This window comes from Shewanella sp. YLB-07 (assembly GCF_009377275.1).
The window spans coordinates 1-24,794 of the sequence record NZ_VOQB01000008.1; the positions used below are offsets into that span (position 1 = coordinate 1).

At 49.4% G+C, this 24,794-nt stretch carries 6 protein-coding genes; 1 reads left to right on the top strand and 5 read right to left on the bottom strand.

Translation table 11 applies throughout. The features are described from left to right. Positions 1 to 193: 193 nt before the first annotated feature. Positions 194 to 4,423: a SpvB/TcaC N-terminal domain-containing protein gene (locus FS373_RS17560; protein WP_194165876.1), complete on the bottom strand. Its 4,230-nt coding sequence runs from the start codon at positions 4,421 to 4,423 to the stop codon at positions 194 to 196. Between the two features lie 138 nt (positions 4,424 to 4,561). Further along, on the bottom strand, positions 4,562 to 11,812 hold the full coding sequence (locus FS373_RS17565; RefSeq protein WP_152829993.1) for a neuraminidase-like domain-containing protein: 7,251 nt from the start codon (positions 11,810 to 11,812) through the stop codon (positions 4,562 to 4,564). A 2,336-nt stretch (positions 11,813 to 14,148) separates the two neighbouring features. Here FS373_RS17565 and FS373_RS17570 point away from each other — a divergent pair. Next, entirely contained in the window at positions 14,149 to 22,347 is an 8,199-nt protein-coding gene (locus FS373_RS17570) for a neuraminidase-like domain-containing protein (protein ID WP_152829994.1), read from the top strand. 161 nt (positions 22,348 to 22,508) lie between these two features. On the opposite strand, the gene FS373_RS17575 is transcribed toward FS373_RS17570, so the two are convergent. From FS373_RS17575 to FS373_RS17585, 3 genes are all read right to left on the bottom strand, one after another. Beyond that, positions 22,509 to 22,796, bottom strand: coding sequence for a hypothetical protein (locus tag FS373_RS17575; RefSeq protein WP_152829995.1), 288 nt, complete (start codon positions 22,794 to 22,796; stop codon positions 22,509 to 22,511). 110 nt (positions 22,797 to 22,906) lie between these two features. After that, entirely contained in the window at positions 22,907 to 23,611 is a 705-nt protein-coding gene (locus FS373_RS17580; protein WP_152829996.1) for an RHS repeat domain-containing protein, read from the bottom strand. A 205-nt stretch (positions 23,612 to 23,816) separates the two neighbouring features. Next, positions 23,817 to 24,794 carry a hypothetical protein gene (locus tag FS373_RS17585; protein WP_152829997.1) on the bottom strand — a complete coding sequence of 326 codons (978 nt, stop codon included), beginning with the start codon at positions 24,792 to 24,794 and terminating at the stop codon, positions 23,817 to 23,819.

The following is a 24,794-nucleotide window of genomic DNA, read 5'->3' on the forward strand; positions in this document are numbered from 1 at the left end:
GGGTGATTAAACAGTCCAGCTCACTGGATGCAGTTTGGCGGTTGTACAGCACATTTCGTACCGCCAGTCCCCGGTTATCAATTACCGAGATAGTCGGTGTGCCTCTGAACACGTCAGGGGAGGTGGATTTATTCATATAAGTTTTCCTGTGAAGGCCTTAAGATACCGGTGAGCGGCACCTTAAGGTGTTAAGTTAGCGTGATTCGCTTGTCACTTCAGACCAAGTGTCGTTCTCGTCTTCTGCGACCGTGAACCAGGGCGTATAATACTGTCGGCGTTCAAACCCTTTGGCAGTGACCACTTTGACCTCCCGCCCCAGCGCGTCATAGTAATGCGTGTCGGCAACCCCCTGAGCCCGCATGGCGGTGTCGGAGACATAACGCCAGTCATCTACAAAGTACGGCTGGTATTGCCTCACCACTTGTCCCTTGTTGTTGTATTCCACCCGACCACTCACCTGCCAGCGAGTCTCCGTCTGTGACTCAATTAATTGCCCATTTTCATCCACCTCCAGCTCACCCTCTGCCGTTCGGCGATAGGCGCGCCCGGGGGCGACTTTTTGCACGCTTTGCAAGGCCCGGTCAAAGCCATCACTGTAAGCGAGCTGCACCTGTACTTGTTGCGTGTCCACCTCTGGATAATCGTCTGCGATCAAGGCCACCTGATGCAGGGGCAATGATGGTTCTGATTGCCAGCTGAGTGTATTACGGGCAAACAGCGTCGCCTCTTGTTGGTTAACGGTCCCCGCTTCCTCTATCAAGGTGGTGACATCCAGCGGCGCCATGATGCTGTCAGCGAGCGGAGGGAAACCGGTAGACGCCCCGCCCTCGTTGCCATAAAAGGCGCTGCTTACCGGCACGCCCAGAGGACTCACCGCGACTTGTTGTGTATTGAGGTTGACGTCGGTGAGCGTATGAGGTTGCAACTGTTGATAGTTCACCGTCGCCGTGCTGACATTACCAAGCGCATCCTGCGCCGAGGTGACGGCGACATAATAGGCGTCATACGTCACCAGACTTTCTTCGACCAAGTGTGTTGTCCGCGACGCCACCGGCAAATAAAAGGCCTCCGCTTCGAGATAACGCGTATACGATTGACGCGCGACCCACACGCTATTGTCCGCGTCAAGCGGCAGCACTCGAGGGGCAAACAGGTACCCCGCCGCGACTAGCTCAGAAGCCAGTTCCGTGGCTGACAGCACGTCGGCATAAGCTGCTAACGCCACCTCATCGAGGGCAGCCACCGCCACAGACTCGACCCGGGGCGGGTAGGAGAAATCGACGTCCCCCTCCTCCTGGACATAGTGGATCTGCTGTTGGCCTGCAAACGTGGCAGGAAGACCCGAGTCCACCAGCGCCTGCAGCGTTTCCACACTGAAGCCCCCCTCCGGCACCACAATGCCCTGCCCTTCAATGACATTACTGCGACTCTCGAAAGGCAGCCCTATCACGCTATAACACGCCGTCTCTTGCTGAAGGTAAGCACTCAGGCTTTCATTCAGTCTAAGCGTAAACTGTTGCTCATCGGTATCGACCTTGTCTGCGACAGGGTAGATCGCATCCCAGACACCTTCACCGACTGCCCGCCGCGGGTAGTTAACCGTGATCTCATGCGTCGGAGCGCCATACTCATCAAAAGCCAGGGTTACGCTATGCTGACAACTCGGATCGTGGCTGATGCGTTCATAGTGATAACTTAGCTGCTCCAACGGTTGCACTCTCAATGTCGGCGTAGCCGTGTCGTCTGCCCCCGCTTGTAACTGTACCACTTGATAACGCAGGCTTTGCACCGAATACGGGGCCCCTTGTAACGCACTGTCATCAAGGCCATACACCTCTTCGCGCAAGAGCGAACCGGTTAAGGCGCGCTCGACCCACCATGACTCTGATGCAGAAAGTGGTGCATTCCAGCCAGATAAGGCGGTGTCTTGCAAGCCATAGGCCGCATCATCCCCAAGCCAATGAGCAGGTGCCTGAGGCTGCGATTGGCCTACATGATACCAACGGCAGGTTTGCAGCGGCGGGGTATCCGTATCCGGGCGAGGAGAGGCCAATACTTGCGTATCGAGGCTTTCCACATAGCCAAAGCCTCGATATTCACGCTCGAGGCCATCATAGAGCCCCTGCCGATAGACGAAGTGCTGGGTCAACTGATTGCCGGTGATCGTGTCAACTTGCGTCAGCTGTTTCACCAGATACAAGGGAATGGGCAGGGTGCAGTGCGCCTGCGGGGTGTGCGTTTTTTCATCCAGCCACTCTTGCCCGGAGTGACGATAAGTGACCTGACTCACCGCCCCACATTGATTGTCCAGTTGGTTGAGCAGATAAGGCTTGGCAGCACTCAGCGTCAAACGGTAATGGGCGGGGGCCAGATGTGGCACACTGAGCAGCACCGCCATGCCACCGGTGCCCTGTAAATCATCGAAGGTGAGCTGGCAGGTATCATCAAAGCGCACCCCTTCAGGTAAAAATAGGTCCAGGCCCGCGGCAAAGCCGTTGCCGGATTGGTTACAAAACACCGTCAGCTTATCGGTCTGGGCGTAGATTAAATCATTGGCGCCAGAGCCATCGATATCGACCAGGTATAAGCGCCCAGGTTGGAAGTTTTCGACCCCAGGCCAGCTTAACGTGATGGCCTCGCCAAACCGCCCCTGCCCCAGGTTAGGCCAGCAACGTACACTGCCCTCATCAACTTCAATCAGCTGAGCTTGTCCGGCCCCGAGCATATCGCTGAAGGCCACCAGGGTGCGCGCGTTGCGCCCTTGGATGGGCAAAGGCGTGTGCAGTGAGTCGAGCGAGGCGTGTAGACCAGGCGCAAAGCCCCGTCGGGTATTGGGGTAGAAGCGCACACTGTTAGGGCCAATCACGGCAACATCGGCTAACCCCGCCCCAGTGATGTCAGCAAACATACCTTCACCGCTTAACAGCTCCGATGGCACCGCTGAAAATGGCGTAAACGACTGCCAGGTTTTATCATCGTTTAAGGTGAAAAATCCATTCAGCCCAGGGTGGAGCACCATCCAGTCAAGACGCCCATCCCCGGTCACATCGGTCAACACTTGTCGGCCATCTTGCAAAGTAGGCACTGATGCCACTGAATGCCACTCGCTGTAGGTAATGGCGTCACCGCCCACTTCTGCACGTTGGGGGGCGCGATATCGCCAGTCGGTCCCTGAGCGATAGAGCACACCGGATACCCCCTCGCCGTAGAGATCGACTAACTGGTAAAAGGGCGACTCATTTATCCCCGGGGTCGGTGCCAGGGTCTGCCACGCTGACGCGTCAGGTAACACAAAGGCCTGATACCCTATCTGCAGTGCGGGGTTAAATTCAATCAGGGGCTGGTGTTTACTGTCTTCGCCATAGGCCCATTCCTGGGCCGATATTAGCCGGCTCAGCACCGGGTTGTCATCGTAACCGAGCATGAGTCGACGCACTAACATGGGGGAATGAGTCAACTCATCCGCAAAATGGTGGAACATCAAGATTTGGTGACACTGACGGTGACAACGTACTTCAAAACCGTAATGGTAATCGGAAAACGGATCCTGTCGCGCAGGCCATGGCGTCTCTGTAGACCATTCAGGTGATTGGCTGGTATCTTGGCTACGTTGACCATAATCGAGCACCACACTGAACAGCCAGCCAGTTTTATCATCTGGCCAGTTATCCTTCAAACAATACAGTGCATCAGACGCGGTGACATTGCCATAAAGCACCTGGGTCAGATAGGACAATGCGCCGCGTTGCCTCATATCCTCCGGCGCGTGTTCTGTATCCACCCCGTCACTGTTTTCCGCAGTATACACATACCGTATATGCTCGCCCTGAGGCGACAGGCTCTCCTCTATTGACCACTGTGCAATACGTCCATCAAGCGCGGTTTGGGCTAATGCAGATTTCCCCAGACAATGAAGCGAACCATCAAGGCCAAACACCAGCCAGAAGATCTGGGCGGCATCACTCGCTAATTGCCAACGCTCGTAACGCTCATACCCTCCGGCGACGCGGGAGCGATAACTAACCACTATATGCTCATCAATCGCTGTCGTCCCGAATGAATTACAAGTCTGGCTCACAATCCCCCCCACCTCATCACGTTCAGGCTCGAGCACTTCACCGCTCGGGCCGACATAGCGGTCGGTATCATCGTATTGCGGGGTGCCGTGCTTGGTGTGCAAACGAATTGACAGCAGGGGCAATTGCCACCCTACGCCAAAGGGGCCATTGCCCTGGCTCGTTTGATAGCTGAGGGCAAGTGATGGGACTAAGCCCCGTCCACCGCTGACCGGCAATGGGATGGAAAATTGCAGATCCCCCGTTGGCCCGGCGTGACCAGGGGTGGTTTGCGCCGTGTTGATAGTGCCTCCCTGCTGGGGGAGTTGGGGAGGATTGATCGCCAAATTGGCTGTTTGTTGTGACATACGAACTCCTACAGCGCTTATTGGGCATGTAGCACGCGCCGAATAAGCGTCAATAAACTCAGGGCCACCTCCATACATGCTGAGGTGGGTACACAAATCATAAGCCGACCCGCTGTATTACGCGGGCCGGGCACCGGTTTACTTTCGAATGGTGTAACTGATGTGCAAAATGATATCCGATAAGGTTTGCACAAGGTCATGTTGCTTCTTATCCGCCGCGACATTCGGGAAGGTCAGTGTCAAACTGGCACTGTTCCCCCCATCGATTGGCAGGCCTTCAAATGGCAGGTATTTACCTTCATTAAAGTCCAGCTGAAACTGACCACTGTCGTTCATGCCATGTGAAATGGCGGTTTGGATGCAACTTTGATGGATCCCACCGCCACTGGCGCTGTACCCCAGTACCGCCTGAATATCCTGATAAGGCCCCAGTAACGCTGGCAATGACACACTCACCTGCTTAATGCGGCGAACCTTATCAGTCCCCACCACGCTGTCCGGATAATCTGACAGGATATCCAGCGCCTCAAGGTCGATGCTAGCGATGAACACCGTTTTGTCAGTATTCAATGCCAGGGTGTGCGGCGTTAACGTTGACACCGTCTCATCCAGCACCTTGTTGACTTCTGCATTGAACGCGGCGCTATCCAACCCCATCGCCTGCGCCATTGAAACCGTGCGCTTAACTTCCAGGGCCCGGGCGTCCCAGTCAACATAAGCTGACTCCATCTGTGCCAGATTCAGTGCCAACGCCTCACCACATTGAAGGCCCGCATGATTACTATCCCACGCGCCGGGTTGTATGAAGGTCGTGGCACTACTGGTTTCCCATTGGTAACCCAGCTGCGCTTTCAAGCAGCAGGCGATAGCCAAGTCGTAAAATGGATAGAACACGGCAGATAGACGGCCCTGCATCCAACTGTAAAGCGCCTCGTTGCTGAACTTGGTTTTGAGGAAATCCAGCTGTACCTGAATTTGCGCTTGCTGCGTTTCCACATAACCTTTTTGCAGCAGGGCGGCTTCGCTCTGAATGGCTAGGCTGGCTTGTTGCGCTTCGATTTGCTGAATGTCATGCTCAGCGGTATCGCGTTGAATGGTCCATTCCTGAGCACGGCGGCGATATTGCTCAGACGTCGAGCGTGCTTCAGCAGAGGTGACCAACCCGGCTGCTGATGCGTCCATGCCAAAGGCCATCGCCGTGGTAACCGCACCCCACCGCGAGCCACCCACGGCCATGCCGAAGATATTAGGGGCTAAATCCATGGCAGCACCCGCCGTGCGCATAGCATTAGCTGACGTAGTCAAAGCACCGGAAGTGATACGTTCGTCTATGCACTGTTGCTCTGCGCGGCTAATGCCTTCATCAAGCAGTTGCTGATAATGCTCCCGTCGTGCCAACGCGCCTGCCAGACTGGCAGACAGTGTATTTTGCTCGGCCTCGAGTTGTGCACACGTTTTGTTCTGCAACTGCAGACTTTGGCGCAGCAGATCTTGCGCCTGTGTATCCAACAACGTGTTCAGCGCCTCGCTGTCTTTACGTTCTAATGCCGTCGTGAGTGAGCTGCCATATTGAATCAGCTGGGCTACCAGGTTGCGCGCATCATTGAGCATCAAAGGAAAACGCTGGATGGCAATACTGGTGCCAGGTAAACTCCCCGCACCACTACTGGCAGCTGCGGCGGCATGTTGCAGTGTTTTAGGATCAGCGGGGGTGGCATATATCGGCAGCGTCAACAGTTGACCATCAATACTCAGGTTGTTGCGCAGATTGTACAGGCGCTGATCCAAGGTTTGCCAGTAGCCTTTAAGCTTGGTGTTTTCCGTCGGTAAGAACAGCGCGGTCAAAGAGTTAGCGTTACGTGTCTCTGCCCCCGGTGTAGCAGACTGACCAGCGATCAGCTGTTCGATGGTCGCCAGACTGTGCGCTGTATCACTGGCAGCCGCACTCAAGGTCGGATCACTCCAGTTGCCGCTGAGTGGAATATCGGGTTCTTTGCCCAACAGGTTGAGCGCGGTGACATACCACATCTTGGCTTCGGCTAAGGTATCGCGCTCCAGCTGCCGATAGGCCATGTCGCCTCGGGCGATCAGCAGATCCAGCATCTTCATGTAGGTGGCCACTTTGTAATGCATCGGATCACCTTGGGCCACGATATCGGGATCAGAACTGTCGATCTGCGTGACATCCCATGCGGTATCCTCCTCTAGAGGACGGACATTCCATAAGCGCAGCCCCTCCCCCTCAGCAGGAATATTGTAGCCTTGTGGGCTGAAGACATAGGCTAGCCACTGTGTCGTTTCTTCAAAGTTTTTCGCCTGCAGCAACTTTTCCACGACCAGCATGGGGGTGTAATAAAACAGCTCCCAGAAATAGAGACCATTGGCACCATTAAAATCCATCGGCTCAGTATTGTTATACAGCACATTGGAGTCGGCTAATCCGGGGGTTCTGTTGAGATTGCCTGAAGATGCAGTTAAGGTGTCACCGGCAAAGGTGAACTGCTGCGTCTCATCCTCAAAACTGAGTTTACCGTTTGAATACTCAAATCCCAAAGCCACGTCTTGTACTGCTTCAGATTGCTCACAGGGTAAAAACACACGCATGCTGGTTGATTGATCCGACAGACTGCCTGTTATTAGTTCCACACCAGCACTTGCATTACTCTGGTTGATGAAATACACCGTGACGTCACTTCCCTCTCCATGGGTGTCGCTATCGTAAGGACTAAACGTTAAATTAACATATCCGCCAGCGCCTAATTGTGGCTCTTGAATATTTTGGGTATCCCAACTGAGCACCATGTCCAGGCCAATATTGGCCTTAGCAATCAAATCTTGTGCAAAGAGGGTGTTGAGACGGGTTCGTAATGGATAGTTACTGAGCGCCATGTAAATGGACTTCCTCTCGCTATCCGAGATGATTTCACCATAGTCAGTATTGCCATTACTTTCTAGCGATGCTGTAAATTGATAGGTTTCGCTGTATTTCTTCCCAGGAGAAAGGACATAGAGCGACAGCTCCTTGACCAAAGTGCCGCCTCTTATATCCCATTCAGCGGCAACACCAGATATTACATTGCGACCAAACTCCAGCTCTTTTCGGAGTTGACCAAATTCAAAGTAAGGAGTGGTTATCGTGCTGTTATCTAATGGGTACTCATCTAGCGTGAAGTTGTCGGTTATCTCCCAATCTTCAGTATAGAAATCGCCATCGTTACCAGTGTTTTTTGTGGTATAGAAAAATGCATTGGCCTTTGCCCCCGTCAATAGCTGAACGGGTACAATACAATCAAAGGTGACGGTGTCTTCTGTAGATTGAATATTTTCGACGGCCAAGCAATTTCTATAATCCGTGTAAGCGTCCATTATCGCATGATGCGTACTATCATCATCTGAACCTTGTTCGTCCAACTCGAAGGTTTCATTGCGATCAACCACCCATTTCCCTGAGCCGATGGTGTCGCTGGCGTACGTTGAAAAGGCCGCATCCAAGGAACCGGCATCCACGTATTCGTTAAGTTCTATGGCAGTAAGATCCATGGACACATGTGCGCGGTAGTAGGCAAAATCGCCAATCCCCTCAATACGGATCCCGAGATCTGGCTCCCCCACGGTGACATCAATGAGAGGGGTATAATCAGTTGACGTGCTAATGATAAGTGCAGGAGCCCCCAGCAGATTATAAAAAGTCGCATCCCCGACCGATTTCACCGACGCCGAGTCGTCAGCATAATTGATCTCAACATCCCCACGGGCAAGCAAGCGAGGCGGCGTGGTGGAATTATCAATTTCAGCACTTATTTGCTTATTGATAAACGTCACAGAGTCGTCAAGAGACCCGGAAGGCTGGCCAATCTGCGATGATGAGGCCTGGTACGACAATGAACCGATAAGATTCGCGAGCTTGTTCTGGTCGGGGCTGTTGTTTAAATTGTGCTGTATTAATGTGAGGATCGTCTCAATATCCTCACTATCACTGTCCATTTCATTTAAGGCACTGTCGAGTTTTTTATAAGACAAACTTTCCGAGGTGACCACCTCCTCAGGCACGTAAAACACCACCAGCATCGCGTCCCATTCTGAGTTATAGGTCAGATAATTACTGATTGGCGGCTTGCCATCAGTCGGAGCGATATCAGCCGACCAATTAAAACTGCGGGGTTGGCTCCAGCTATTATTGATTTTCCGATAGGATAAATTATAGGTGTACTGCAACTTCGTCTCTGGAGATCCCGCTTCGCTCGAATCAGATTCAACCGTTTGGGCTTCCACCCAGCCGATGTGTAATCGATTATTCAAGATGACTGGACGAATTTCTTCATCTACGGCATTTATGGGCACATTGATGGCTTCCCACTCGCTCCATGCCGAAGCGGAAAATTGTCCGGCAGTCCCACCGGACTGGTTCAGACTGCGCCAGAAGTAGCGGTAAGGGAGTGTATGACTCCTGCCGATGAAATACGTCATGCCATCCATGAATGCCGCACCGTGATGATAGCCACTAATGACTTTCAGATTAGCAATATCTTCAAAATTATCGAGATAGTTCATGTAGGCGGTTTCAACGGAGGCTTTGGAAAGCTGGCTCTGGCTGATTTCCGTGACCAATTGTTGCTGCAGGCTGGTCTGGTTGTAACGCAAAGAGGGGTCTATATAATTCTCTGGATAATAGGCAAGCTGTGATACACCTGACCACGTACTATACCGCTTGTTATATTGATCCCATTCGACAAAAAAAACATTTTGCAATAGGCTGCGATTGATATCCGGATCCATGCCTTGCAGGCAGCGGTTGATATAAAGCTGCACACTGGCTATCGCCTCAGCAATACGTGTTGTTTGGATCTGTCCACTAACCTGATTGTCAATCAGCAGGTATTGGAATACATCATCACGATCTTTCAAGGTGACATTGGTAAGGGTTGGTGCCTTATCGACGAGATAAATAGCACACAGTGCAGTGCTTCGTGCTTCATCTTGCTGTTGACTGAGCTCTACCGTCTGCTTGTCTTGCAAACCTGCCTGGAAGTCACCTGCCAACGTTAACCAGTGAGCAAAACTCTGAGTGCTTTGAGTCGTTAATAGGCTGTTCACGCTTGCTACGGATACCCCCAGTGACGACGCGATATTCAGCCAGTCCACGATTTGTGCACCTTGTACCGCCGTTAACGGTTGATTCTTCGCACCAATCGCATCTGCTGCATGTTGGATTTCTTCTTGTGGCTGATCCAGTAAGCGTGCCAAAGTGGACACCTCTAGTTGATCGTCAGCCAACGCACTGAGTAATTCACTCACGCCTTCGTTGACAGCTTGTTGCAGTGTTTTAAACTGGTGAATGTGTTGCAAATTGTACAGGGTTAGCGACAGCTTGCCTGCTGTTTCACTCGGTAATGTATCTGGATGATCCACCAACAGTGACAACTCGGCGGTAGACAATTTCCAAGTTTTAATTATCTGCGCCAACTGTGCCATCGCATGGCTAAAGGCTGCCAAACTCTCGGTGTCGGCTGACGTCAGCGGCAGCTGATCGAAATAAACGACAATCTCTGCCCAGTAGGCTTCGATATCGGTGAGCACGAGTGACTGCTCTGTTGCGATTTGCTCGATCCAGTCTTCCAGCAAGAGGGCTATTTCACGATCGGCCAACCCAAGGCCTGCGGCGATAGAGGGCGCTAGTATCTCCTTGCGATTGTCTGGTGTAGCGCTTTGCCCCGCGTGATACAACATTTGCAAAAAATTATCAATTTCAGGCGTCATTGCGGTTGGATAGTGACAAGTGGTCATGACGTCTACCGCTGTAACCGTAAGCTGCTGCGCAAGTAAATTTTGATGACTGGTGTACACGGCGTCGAGGTAGTCAGTGAAGTCACCCGCTTGGATGCCGTTTTGTTCGAGTAGGTTCTCGGTTTTACCATTAAGCTGCAGTAAGACCTGTAGCGCCTGCGGCGTCAGATCGTGAACACGAGCCAGTAGGCCGATACGGTAAAGCATACTGATATTGGAGAGACTGCGCGGCCAGGCCAGATCATCATGATCGGCAATTTGTGCCAGTACCAGCAGACCAGCATCATCGACACCAAGCGTACGCTTCAATACCGCTCGTTCCTGTACATATGTTGTATCTGATGGATCAAAATTGATGCTGTCTTCAGTGTCGTCCGTAGTAAACACAATGTCATTAAGTGGCGGGGTGTTAAACAGACTGTCAAATTGATTCAATTGGCCCTCTGGTACCGGGGTATTGTCGATATCACCGCCTACCAGCACCACAGCATCAGCTTCATTCAGGCCAAAACGCTCACGGTACAGTAAAGCGCGTGCAGTGAAGGAGAGCGTGGTCTCCGAAATAGGAGACGGCAGTGTGCTGCCATCTCCAGAGAGTGCAATCAAGCGATCCAATATTGAAGGGGAGAGGCCACAAAGCTGGCTATAGCGAATGCGCTTACTCAGGTCGATGAGCGCGGCGGAGTCATTGTCTGAAAAGGTGCTTAAGTCAGTGTAAGTGCTCAGTTCATCTTGAACAATGCCGACTTGTTCACAGAAATGCTCCACATCCGCTAGCCATACTGCATCAGCAGTCCCAAAGTGCTTCAGTAGCATCGTTTCCAGCTCATCGGTGCTACTCGGAATGGGCGTGATGAGTTCCTGCGCCAGCGTCGGTGATAAATGATTGGCAAAAGCCGCCCGAGTGACCGCGGGAGTAAGATTGGCCATACTGGACGCCAGTGGTTCAGCGATGGTTTCAAAGCTACTGTCTTGCAGGTTAAACACAAACTCCAAAGTGCTATAGGGGGCATGGTAAGGCAGGTCAAAAGGATAGAAGGTTTGGGTGAATGTGGTGTCGATATCGTCTGCGTCAATGGCACTGGTCAAGATCTCGTTAGACAATGCTAAGGTGCTTATTTCGGTGTCGAGATTGGATTGACTCAAGCTCAATGATAACAAGTCTGGCCTGCGGGTATCCAAGTACAGCTGATGCCCTTCTGCATGCAGGGCTTTGCCTTCACGATAGAGCTCGGTAAGGTAGCCCGCCGGCGAGAACATTGATGCCACCGAATTGGTTTTCACATAGGCATCTGCGCGCTGGCCAAATAGCTGTTCATAGTCACGGCTGTCGTATGCTACGGGGGAAATGGCTAAATGCACGGCCTGTGTCAGCTGGGGATTGGCATGGGTAAAAATTTTGCGATGATAAGCTTTCAAACTGGCGACATACTGCTGCGACTGGCGATATAACTCGCGGGTTTCACGCCAACTGAGGTGGCGACTGCACGCTTGTCTAAACGTGGTAAAGTTTTCTCGAGCAATATCCACTGGCAACGAATAGCCCAGTGGTTCCAGTATGTGGGCATGCTGTTGACATAGTTGCATTACTAAACCTGTCTTCATAGTAAATCCTTAGTTTCCTAACTAGTTAAAATGATTGATTTTGCGTTCACATTACTGACATTCAGATATTTGGACCGGAGGTCTATAGTGGGCTTTAGTCAATGCACCAAGGGCCACGAGTCTTGCTCGGTTATAAAGAAAGAGAACACCAAGAGATTACTGAAATACGACCTAACCATGGATGCTTATGACTTAGTAGCCGGTTCGATTAATAACTTGCTTAGCCCGCGAAGTAACATAAAAACATATGATTCATTTCCAATCATGAAAAAAGCGATGAACTGATTATTACGGTTCGCTTTATTGATGTGTGCTGTACGCCTGAATGTGTTAAAAATCGTCATTAATAGTGAGGGAGCATCGAATGACGCGCATATAATAACGAGGGATATGGGGGGGGAGGTACTGACCCTTCAGGCAGGCTTTATTGTGATCAATCACAGCCAAACATCTGAAGGACTACGTTACTTGTGTTGTGATAAGCCATGATCTGCAAATGCATTATCAGGATGTTGAATCGCAGCGACATCAGCTTAGGTGATGCAAGCACATCCCCCCCTAGAAGGCCCTTGCCAATCATCATTGACTTCAAAAGTTGCCCGTCCTGTCTTGGGTTACGTCAATACTGTGACCACTCTAGGGGGTTATTGGCGTATGCTGCTGATCTAGCAAGTCACGACCACCGGCACCCACGGTCATTCAGTACCATTCTCAGGTGAAAAACGCGGTGCATTTCCATCTTAAGTGACTCATACAAGGACCCATGCCCCGACTGGCACGTTGTTATTGCCTCACTGGTACAGCCAATGACGTCATATTAAGTCCCTCTTTACAGTCTTCCTTTCATTCCTTGAGCACGACAAATGGTTCAAACAGTAACAACGCCGACACTAACACGCACAATCTATGATCAACATGGCACTTTTCACTCGCTGGTTACCGTTGTAGCCTAGTGACTACCTAGCCCCAATGAACTCAGGCTCGTTGTTTACTTTACCCAACAGAGCCAACACATCGAGATCAGCTACTTTTGGCTTAGCTAGTGCCTTGTGCTTAAGTATTTTATCTCCACGCTATGCGCCGTTTTCATGACTGGAATGATCTTATGTTCATCAGTAAAACTGATGAACTAAACACACATAAAGCAAGGGATAAAGAGATAAAGAGATAAATCACCTTTCAAAAATTATAACCATTTGATTTATAGTAGATATTAGCAATATAATGAGAGCAGAGGTTTTGACTTAATCTGCCGCAATGGTATTTGCCTCTCAACGCTTTACCCAGCTTTAGCATGTGAAGGCAAAATAGTTGAGTGACCTGCTGTGCCCCAGCTTTAGTGACCTATTTCGGTGAATATTCCCCTCCACTGGCAACCATCACTTCCTCATTTTAGGCATCATTATCTGCAATGCTAAGGCTGCCCTATCCATACCAGAGCCAACATCATGGAACTGAGTTCCAGATTAACGAGGAAGTATATCCGACAGCTAAGGACTGAAAGTGCGAAGATAAAGGCGATAAAAACCGGTAGGCTGAACCTGGTGCAGTGAGTTGATGCCAGACATTACGCCTACTCCCTCTCCCCATGTAACCGTTAGTGGGTCTTTGACAAAGTATCAGTAATGGGGATAGGGAACTGGATGTTTTGACGACCAAGATTCGGGTAGTAAAATGATCAATGTGTTACCAGAAGGTATGAGACCATCACTCAGTCCCTAAAGTCAATGATTTTGACGGTTATCATCCCTTGCCAATACTTGTCACCCGCTCGGCTTCGACGCCAAGTCAATTAACTGGGGCACAAACAGGGCTTACACATTGCATCAACTGCCCTTGTAAGGCCTAGATCACAGCACTAACCAGTCCTTTATGATCAACTCGCTTGCTCAATTAAGTCAAAATGTTACCCCGCTGGTCAACCGCCTAACCGATCAGTTACTTTTTGCTATTCCCCTCTCTAATCTGATGCCCCCATACGCAGCATAACCTTATTTAACGTGACTCATGGTTGACTGATATTCAAACACTCTGGGATAACACCGCCCTGTGAAACCAAAATCACTCGCCCGTCGCCCCCACGATTCATGATCAATGATGAATCACATGTTTTCACGTTACAGAGCAAGTTAAACCCGTTTTAATCGAACCAAGGCGAAAAAAGCGCCGAGTGTTCAGTGTGTTAACAGTAAGAGTCAGTGATGTAACCAAACCATACACGCGAGCTGCGGTGCATTTTCTTATGGTCGATATACCGCCGGTTCACGGCATCTCAATGTAAGTAAATCGAACTTGAAATCAATCATTTTTGTTGCCGGAAAAGCTAAGGAATAAATATGAAAGCAATTAAATCTTCACGTAATTTGTATCACACTCATGCCCATGTACTGGCACCTTTGGGTTACCCCTCCTTGCCGGATATTGCCCAACAGTCTTTTGACACCTTCAGGCAAACTTGTCGTCAGCACTTGAATTTGAGTGAAACCCAAAAGATTTATCAAATTGCACAGCGTCAGAAGCAACAATTAAAGGCCTATCAACGAAAAGTTATCAGCCATGCCAATCCGCAATTAAGCAACACCTTGCGGTTAGCTCACAATCCGATGCGGCAAGAAAACCGGGACTACGAAACGCTGTTTAGTCAGCGAGCAGATGAATACGTGCCTAAAAATTCGGTAGCGTCGATGTTCTCACCGGCCGCCTACCTCACCGAGCTTTACCGTGAAGGGCGGCAGTTGCATAACCGCGAGCAATTGCAACACCTGGACAACCGTCGCCCCGACCTTCAGAACCTATCGCTGAGCCAGAGCAATATGGACACTGAAATCAGCACGCTGGCACTGTCTAATGATATTTTACGTGCCAGTATTAATGAGTCCGAATTGGATACTGTACTCGCTAGCCAATTATACCCGTTTGATTTGCCTTACCATGCACCGTTTAGCAGTATCGAAACAACGCTAAAATTGCAAGACAGCAGCTTTGAAGCTGTTGCAGCCTGTTTGGCCCCGACCATGCCTGACAACAGTGTGTCCGTGAATACCCTCTCCGCGTTTGCTAACCATCTGTCACCAGTATTGGTTGAGGCCCTATTAGCCCAAATCCCAACTGATAACGGGAGCCTAAATAACCAACTTAAATTGCATTTCGGATCGGATGCTACAGTAACGTCGCTTTCACAGGTGGAGGTGTTTTGTCAGAAAACCGGGATTAGCCACGATGAATTGAATCGTTATATGGCGCTCCCTAGCTTCAGGCAAAGTTATAACGTACAAAACCATAGTTCATCTGTTCAAGCTAAAGACAACATTCATCAAAACTTACTCACATCTCCAAGCCAATATGGCGGTTCATATTTAAACTTGACGATTGATGAATGGGTTGGCTATGCCAATAACAGCCTTTCGCGGGTATCCATCGAGGCCGAAAAATCTGTTACTGACCGACTCAATATCTTACCGTCGATGAACGATAACTGTATTGTGTTTAATGCATTTTCAGTCACCGAAGATGGAGTTCCCAGTACTTTTGTCGACATCATGATTGATGGAAAACATATCACAGGAGATCAGGCTGATACTTTCGATGACGATCAAGGTATTCAGTCATTACCTTTAATTAAGGGGGTTAGACAAGTTGAATTCCGTGCAGATAAAGAAGAGCATAAACTTTGCATAGGCGTAGGTGACTCGAATATATACTCCCCTGGAGGGTGGTACCCAGCGAAACTCCCTGCCTCTAATAATTTCACCGTGAAATTTACTCCGCTTGGAGCAGCTGATTTAATCAAACTCAGCAAGGTGATTCGCTACTGCAAAAAAACGGGCTTAACCCCCGCGACACTCAATACCTTAATAAAGTTGTCACAGGGTGAAACGGCACAAGCTTCTATCAACTCGCAGACACTACAGTTAACCGCCCGTGTCTTGGCGTATATGTCGCGCTACGGGGTGAGTGAAGACGATGCGGTGGTCCTCGTTGGTGGTGAGATCAATGTCTACGCTAAGACCGATGAACACAACCAGTTTGACGCACTTTTTAATCACCCACCACTACAAGGGCAAAACTTTACTTTATCTGGTCAGTTGATTTTTACTCCGGATGAAGTAGAGCATAAATTCCACAGAGCGGTTTTAAAACGAGCATTTAATATGGACGATGCTGAACTGCAACGTGCAGCGATGCTTGTCGATTCAGACGATTATGTCAACATTTCAAACAACATTACGAATCTGACGGATCTCTATTTTGTTGCACTGTTAACCAGAGTATTCGACATCACGACACTTGAACTTGATAGCTTGTGGCGATGTTTATCACTGCGAGAAGTATACCGGGCGACGCCAGATCAGATGGCCGTAATGGTGACTAAATTAGCGCAAACAATCGGCTGGTTACGGGCACAAAATCTATCAGTTTCTGCTTTACAAGCCATGATTGGGAAAGGTTACCCAACGCTCCTTATTCCTGAAATGGAAAACCTGATCAACAGTTTATACCAATCAATAACGGATTATAATTGCGATTCGACGTCTCTGAAGCAGCATTTTGCCCCCCATTTGGCAGGTGATCTAAAACTATCTAGCACTGAGCTCGCTATCGTGTTGCAAGATTGGATGGACTTAATTGCCAATGAGCAAGGGTTAACCCTGACATCCATCGAGCAATTCTGGCAGGAGATCATTAAATTCTGCGATAATGAGCCAAACACAGAGGCCGATACGGCCGCTTTAGCCACTTTTTGCCAGGCTCTGGGGCAGCTTGCATTGATTGTTAAAACATGGACATTAAGTGCCCCCGAGTTGGCGTTATTGGTTTATAAACCCTACATGCTACCAGTTGAGCAGTTTTATTTATCGTTAACTCAGGGTAACCTTCAGCGGATGAGTCGTTTCAAAACGCTGCAAACGGGCGTCGGTGAAAGCGCCAGTGAATTGCTGAGTGCTTTAACCCAGAACTTGCTTAATATTAGCCAGCTGGCAGGCTTGTTCAACAAACCGGAGTCAGAGCTCTTACTAGCAGCTGCTGCCATCGATAGTAGCGTTAACTCCCTTGACATATTACAGGCGGCCAATATCAGTGTGTGGCTGAAAACGGCGGAACAACTGGGTATATCGACCGGTATCGCGGATACACTGTTAAGTATTGAGTTTGAGGATGGTTATTCCTCATGGGAGACGTTGGCTGGCGATATAATCAGTGGCCTGCCTGCAGATCTGCACACAACAATAACCCGCAGTCAAGATGAAGCCCTTAGTACTGCATTGTGCGCCTATTTTTTGGCAGAGTATGGCTCGGTTCTGTCTAACGCTGGCGTAAAACTGGATAAGCGAGACGATATTTTCCAGTATCTGTTGATTGATAATCAGGTGAGCGCAGATATCATGACCCGTTATCTGGCCGAGGCGATTTCCAGCGTGCAGTTGTATATTCATCGCTGCTTACAGGGGCTTGAGGTTAACGTCGAGCGCAGCCAGTTGCTGGAGCATTTTTTTGTCGAGTGGGATCAATATAATAAACGTTACAGCTCCTGGGCGGGTGTGTCGCAACTGGCGTATTACCCAGAAAACTATCTGGATCCGACATTACGTTACAATCAAACGGGGTTGCAACAACAGTTATTATCTGAAATTAGCCAGAGTCAGCTCTCCAAAGATTCTGTCGAAGCAGCGTACCTCAACTATCTGGATGGTTTTGAAGACATAGCCAACCTAAAGATTGTGAGTGGTTATCACCATGGTGCGGAATTAGACAAGGGCATCAGTTACTTCATCGGCCGGACCAATGCACAGCCCTATCGTTATTTTTGGCGCAGCCTCGATGTTGAAGCCAGTGATGGTCAGGGAGGCTATGTCGCCTCAGCGTGGAGCGAATGGGAGGAAATGAATACACCAGTCTACCCCGTACGCGATCAGGTGCGACCCGTGATCTACAATGACCGGCTGTACATTGCGTGGGTAGAGCTGCGTTCGCAGCCACAAACTAGCGAAGAGGGTTTGGTGGTTGATACCATCGACGAATACTCACTGCAGCTAAGCTATCGCAAGATTAATGGCAGCTGGAATCCGGCAATGAGCTTTGCCTTGAGTATACCATCCGGATTAATTGATCCATCGGGCCCGATATTCGATTTGTATTTTTCGTATCATCCATTACAAAACGCCATACTGGCACTACTGTATGATCCTACCCAAGAAAATGATGGCGGTGACTATGATTCAGTAGACGGATTAGGCGAGTGGGTTGGCGGGTATATTGACAATCGTATGCAATATCATCCTATTGTTGATGGTGAAGATGAAGGAGAGGATACTAATGATGAAGCTGTAGCTATTTTTAGTCTGTTTTACAATAACCTGAATGGCCCGTCAACGCCCAACAAGGTCATCCGTTACATTAATGTGAATGCTTTTGATGTTAACTGTACTCCCGCAGAACCAGTTGAAAATGTAGTCGTTGAAAATTCAGCAATAACGGTTAATTCCGCTTTTATTGATGCTGCTGTAGATCCCTATAAGCTTCCCCAGGAACTCAGCTATCGTCCTGTCGGGGAGATCACACTTGATCAACCAGCACCTTCAGCTCCAACGGGGACAATCTTACCAGACAGTGATCCTATAGATACTGCTGGGGACATGTTCGACGTGTCAGTTCCTGTGGCGGTAGAAGGCAACATTGAAGGCGATAAGTTTGTCTGCACTTTAACTCCCGCAATAACACCAAAAGCCAATCTCGTAATATTTAAAGCTGCTAATAAACCTGAGGAACCTATTTGGTTTGATACGAAAACAGATGCAAATATTATTAGCTCAGGCAGCGCAAACGTTGATGGCGATGGTGCTAGTCCCAAAATAAAGATGAACTGTAAAATGTCAGATGCTCCTGATTGGTCAAGCGCACGTATTCAATTTAGTGTCTTTCGTACTTTGGATATAAATGATTGTTGGCCTGATGGGGAGACACCTAACCCGAGTACTTATATTGGGACTTATAATCCCGCGCCAGAACCAGATGCGTTCAGTTTTACCAAGTATGCATTGGAGTTTGTTGATGAGTCACCGGTCCTTGAAATGGATGAAACAACTGATTTTGACAAGCCACTGAATGGCTATCACTATGCTATATTTTGTTTTGGGACAGACACTGATGATATGCAGACTCCAGACCACACCGTAATAAGAGACATAAAGACTTGTCATGTTTATGATGAAGTGACTGCCATATCAGAAAAAATAACGATCAAGTTCGCAGGTGACACGGAGGTTATTGAAAGGCTAGAGTCAACGCCAGCAGAAGCAATAACACGAACACTGACATACAAGCAGTCTGTTAGCAACGAAACTGTCTCTGAAACCTTCTCTCTTAATATTACTGACGAAAGTGGAGGAAGTTGGACTCAGAAATTTAAAGTGTCCAATACAGGAAGCAAAGCGTTAGATCAATACTCATATCAATGGGAAGATGGTAACAATTCTACCGAGATTGCGATACCACAAGGTACGCAAAATATTAACCGGGGGATTTCACTCATTGATCTTCCACCAAACGACCCCATTACTAAGGTAGTCAGTTTAGTTATCAAAAAGAACGGCACTGAAATATATAGACAAACATTTACGCTTAATACATTCCAAACCGCTGGTAACTATATTAATCCTGCTGATTTTGCTCAGATTGTACAGGACGATAACCAAGCAATATATCTGGACTTAGAATCTACTAAACAGCCCACACGTACCCGGCTAAATACCCTATTTGCTAATGAACTCATCAAGCGAGCCAGTAGTGGTCTGGATAACGTACTGAGTTGGGAAACGCAGCAACTACCAGAGCCTCAGTTGGGGGAAGGCACCTATGTGGAATTGGTTCTAGATGTCTATGATGCAGAGATTCATGGGCCAAAAATGGATGTCACTATTGAGTACATCAAACTCTGGGAGAATAGTGATCACTTTCCAATTTATTCAGGAACGCTTAATAAACAACATAAAACCACGATAAAACTATTCCTTGGTTACTATGACTCTTCTTTTGGTAACCAAAATAGAGCCTATATTAGGGCCATTTACTCATCGGGGACAACGGATGATATTAGATTTGTGAGAGATGATATCAGTGACCCCCATGGCTGGGAGTTGGAGTCTACATATCACGAGGGGACTTTTGATGGACTCTCTTCAGCCCGGGCATTACAAGACACAACTGAGCCGATGGATTTCAGCGGTGCCAACGGCCTCTATTTCTGGGAGTTGTTCTACTATACCCCCATGCTGGTTGTCGAAAGGCTACTCGATGCACAAAGTTTCGAAGAGGCAGAAAAATGGCTAAAATATGTGTTCAATCCGCAAGGGTATCTGACGGGGGAAGGCATAACGGCGTCACCCGTTGACCGTTATTGGAATGTGCGGCCGTTAGAGGAAGATACGGCTTGGGATGAGACCCAGACTGACAGTACCGATCCCGATATTGTGGCACAGGGTGATCCGATGCACTATAAGGTCGCCACCTACATGAAGCTGCAGGACTTACTCATCGCGCGCGGCGACATGGCTTATCGGCAGCTCGAGAAAGATAGCCTTGCCGAGGCCAAGATGTGGTATGTCACCGCACTCAATATGCTGGGTGAGGAGCCAGATCTGCCTCTGGCCAGTAATTGGAGTGAGCCCACACTGGGCACAGCGGCCAGCCAGGTGTTGCAAAACCAGAATCTCTATGTACTTGAGCAATTAACGGGCGGCTCAGCCCCAGTGCAGGAACGGATTTCTGCGCCTCAGGACACATCACAGGCTCGCACTGCGAACTCGTTAACGGCGTTATTCCTGCCGTCTGAAAACGAGAAGCTCAAAGGCTATTGGCAAACGCTCAACCAACGGCTGTTTAACCTGCGCCATAATCTGAGTATTGACGGCCAACCACTGACCTTGCCAATATATGCGGCGCCGGCAGATCCCAAAGCACTGCAAAGCGCCGCAGCAGTCGACAGTGCTGGTGGCCTAAGCTTGCCCAAGATCAGTATTGCGTTGCAACGTTTTCCGCTGATGCTGGAGAGTGCCCGTGGCCTGATTGCCCAGCTGGTGCAATACGGTGGCAACTTAACGTCGGTTCTGGAGCGCAAGGATGTTGAAGCATTAAATGTATTGCTACAGACGCAGGCACAAGACTTGATGATCAGTAGTATCAAGTTGCAGGAAAACACGCTTGAACAGTTGCAAGCCGAGCAGCATGCACTGGAGGCCAGCTTAGCGGGGGCACAGGCTCACCGAGATAGTTATCAGGCATTACTTGATGAAGGCATTAGCAATTTAGAGCAGCAGGCGATGGATGACTATGTAGCTTCAGGCAGCATGTCAACGGCATCGAATGCTTTTCGTGTCGCCGGTGCTGCGATTGATGCAACCCCCAATGTCTTTGGCATGGCGGTGGGTGGCATGCAAATAGGCTCGCTTAGCCACGCGACGGCTTATGGCATTGATGCTGGCGCAGTCGATCTGACCACCAAGGCGAACGCTAAGGTAACCAGTGAACAATATCGCCGCCGTGCTCAGGAGTGGACCATTCAGCGTGATGGCGCGCTGCACGAGATTAAGCAGATAGAGGCGCAGCAGGCGAGTTTAACCATTCAATGCCAAGCGGCCCAACTGCAAAAATCTTACTTAGAGACGCAGCAATCCCAGGCCCAGACACAACTGGACTTCATGAAGACGAAGTTTAGTAATGAGCAATTGTATTCTTGGATGCAGGGACGACTAGCGGCTTTGTTCTATCAATTTTATGATCTTGCCGTGTCGCGTTGCCTCAAGGCGCAGCTGGCTTACCAATGGGAAACCCGTGATGCCGCGACCTTCATACAACCCGGTGCGTGGGATAGTAATCATGCAGGTTTATTATGTGGTGAGGCGTTGGCACTGAATCTGGCACAGATGGAGTCAGCTTATGTTGACTGGGACGCCCGGGCCCTGGAAGTTAAGCGCACGGTTTCAATGGCGCAGGAGATGGAGCTGCAAGGCAGCAGTTTTAACGACAAAGTCATCGAGGTCATTCAAGGGGCTAGTGAGAGCCGTCAGCTTGCTGTTGAGGAGTCCAAGCATCAGCTGACCTTGTCAGGAAAAGATGGGGAGGCATCCTTTGTAGCGAGCATTGACCTTGGGGCGCTGGATATTCTGTCAGATTATCCGGGCAGCGTGGTGGGAGAAGGTAAGGTCCGCCGCATTAAGCAGGTAAGTGTGTCATTGCCGGCGTTACTGGGGCCTTATCAGGATATTCAGGCGGTACTGGGGTACAGCGGCAGTGGCGATGGGATCCATCAAAGTTGCACCCAGACCGCCATTTCACATGGCATGAACGACAGTGGTCAGTTTCAGCTGGATTTCAATGAAGGTAAATACCTGCCGTTTGAAGGCCTGCCAATCGATGGGGGGAACAGTGCCAGTTTGACACTGACCTTCCCGAATGTCGCGGCGGATAAGAAGCAACATGACCTTGTGCAAACCTTATCCGATATCATTTTGCACATCAGTTACACCATTCGAACGTAAACCGGTGCCCAACCCGCGTAATACTGCGCGGGTCGGGCTCACGCAGTGTGCTCCCACCTCAGCATGTGTTGAGGTGGGTCCTGAGTTTATTGACGCTTATTCGGCGCGTACAGCATGCCTAATAAGCACTTTCGGAGTTCGTATGCCACCATACAAACGGCCTATTTGGCGATCAACCTCAATGGATAAGCCTTCTGGTTGAGCCTAGCAACGTACAGCGGAATAACCAAACCAATCGTAATTTGGCGGGTGCGATTGATCAACTGAGATTGGTCATACTCTTTAATTTTCAGCATTGCAGGCGCAATATCAGTATCGTGAGTAACAAAAACAATTTGCTCTAGTTCTGGCTCTGTCATTGCATCGACATCCGTTTGTTTTTCTTCTAGTTTCCAGATATCAACACGTTTACAATCTCGAGGCTCTAATGTCCCTTCGACTTTATACACACTCACTTTAGTAACAGAAAAATAGCCTTTTTTATGATCAAAACATCTTTAGTATGGGCAAAAAGCGCACAATGATATGACGTTACCCTTGGCATCAAGATCCCCGTAACTTAGTTGATGAATATATCGACTGCCTTTTTTAACGCGATGGTGCTGATACGACCAGTACGACTATTAAACCCACGCGCCTCACTAGTGCCGTTGCCGAACGTCTGAGCCGTAATGTTGCCTAGCGCATCCATGGCCGAAATTCTGCGCAAGCTGCGATGACTGCTGTCAGTTTGCAAATACAGATAATGGTCAGCGTTATAATGAAAATTGACGTAGAAGATGCCATTATTCGACGGGTAATATTGCCGGCTCACCTGACCGTTGGCATTATATTCACTGCGGGTATTGTAGGCGGTGCCGCCGATGACAAAATCAGTCTGCTCCGGACGACCAAACACGTCATACACGTAACTTTCGCTGCCCTGAACAGCGGCTGACGTACTGCAACTGCTCTGCCCGGCCCATTGCTTAACCCAGATAGGTTTACCAACGTTATGGGCACTGACGCTGTTGCCATAGCCCCAACATGCCAGATTAGAATTATCTTTACGCCATACCATGCGGCCCATGGCATCAAAGCCCATGGCCGTTGCCTGGCCTTTTGCATCCGTTTGCTTTATCAATTCGCCAAAATCGTTATAGTCATAACTCCAGCGGCCTTTGTCTGGGTTATCGGTTGCGAGCTTACGCCCATAGTTATCGTAACTGATGTCAATTGACTGGGTTTGCCAGCTGTCCGTTTGGTTTTGGGCGCGAGTGGACACTTTCCCACTGTTGCCATACGCGTCGTAAAATAGTGAATAGTCTGAAGGTTGGGGTCCGTGCGAGTCAGCAGTTTACCATCCGCACTGTGTGTGTCTTTATAAACTAAGCCATTTTCATCTGTTGAGGTGGTCACTAAACCGTTGATTTGACTTGTCACCCACACGCTCGAAGATTCGGTCGGTTGACTCTGCTGATAGACTCGACCTAAGGCATCAAACTCCTGTTGTGTCGTGACAGCCGAAGCAGAGGTAAAGTTTGGCACGGATTGATGGGTGACCTGTCCAAGTTTGTAGCAGTGACAATCCAGCTACCATTAAAACCACTGACCCGTTTTTCCCGCTCCCGGGCAAATTTATCGAAATAGGTTTGCGTTTTGGGTTTATTCGAACTGACGGTTGTCTCTGTTATGAAGTTGCTGTCACAACTGCTGCATAACGCACGACTGATCACCGTCTGATTGCCATCGGCCAAGATCTGACGGATGACTTGACCTTGAACATCAAAGTAACTGGTTGAGGCCAGATGGTTTGGTCCGGTAATCGTTTTGCTATAAATCAATCCCTGGGTCGCCGTGCTGCCAGCACTGCCGTTATACAGATAGCTTTCTGCTACGCCATTTTGGTTCATCTGGCTTGCCAGGTATTGGCCCCGATTGTCATAGAACCAATATTGCCCTCGCTTCTGGTAATTGCTTGCATCCACTTTGGCGTAGGCTTGCTCGGCGACCTTGTTACCAAACTGGTCGTAGAAAAGTGCGGTGTGTAAGCCATTAACCCATGACTCACGCAACATTCCATTGCCATAATAACTGAACCGGCTTAGCCGGCTCTGAGATTCAGCGCTACCTGAAGCGGTATTTTTATAGCGCGTTTTAGTGACGCTTGTTTGAAATAGGCGGCCAAACTGTGTTGCGTCAGGATTGGATCCCGACTGATTTGCCACCTGACCATGGGATCGCGCTAAGGCCAAGGCCGCTGAATTTAATGTGCTGTAAGCGCTGTTGCTGAACACATTGCTGGTCGTGGTGCGATGCGCCGTTGGCGTCACACCGTCAGAGGATAAATCCAGACTATAGCTGGTCTCTTTTGATGTTTTCAAAGAGACATGCACGCCCCCTTTGGCACTGGTAGATTGGGCATACGTGTTATCTGCAGCACTAAGTACCCCCCCCCTGATACTCAC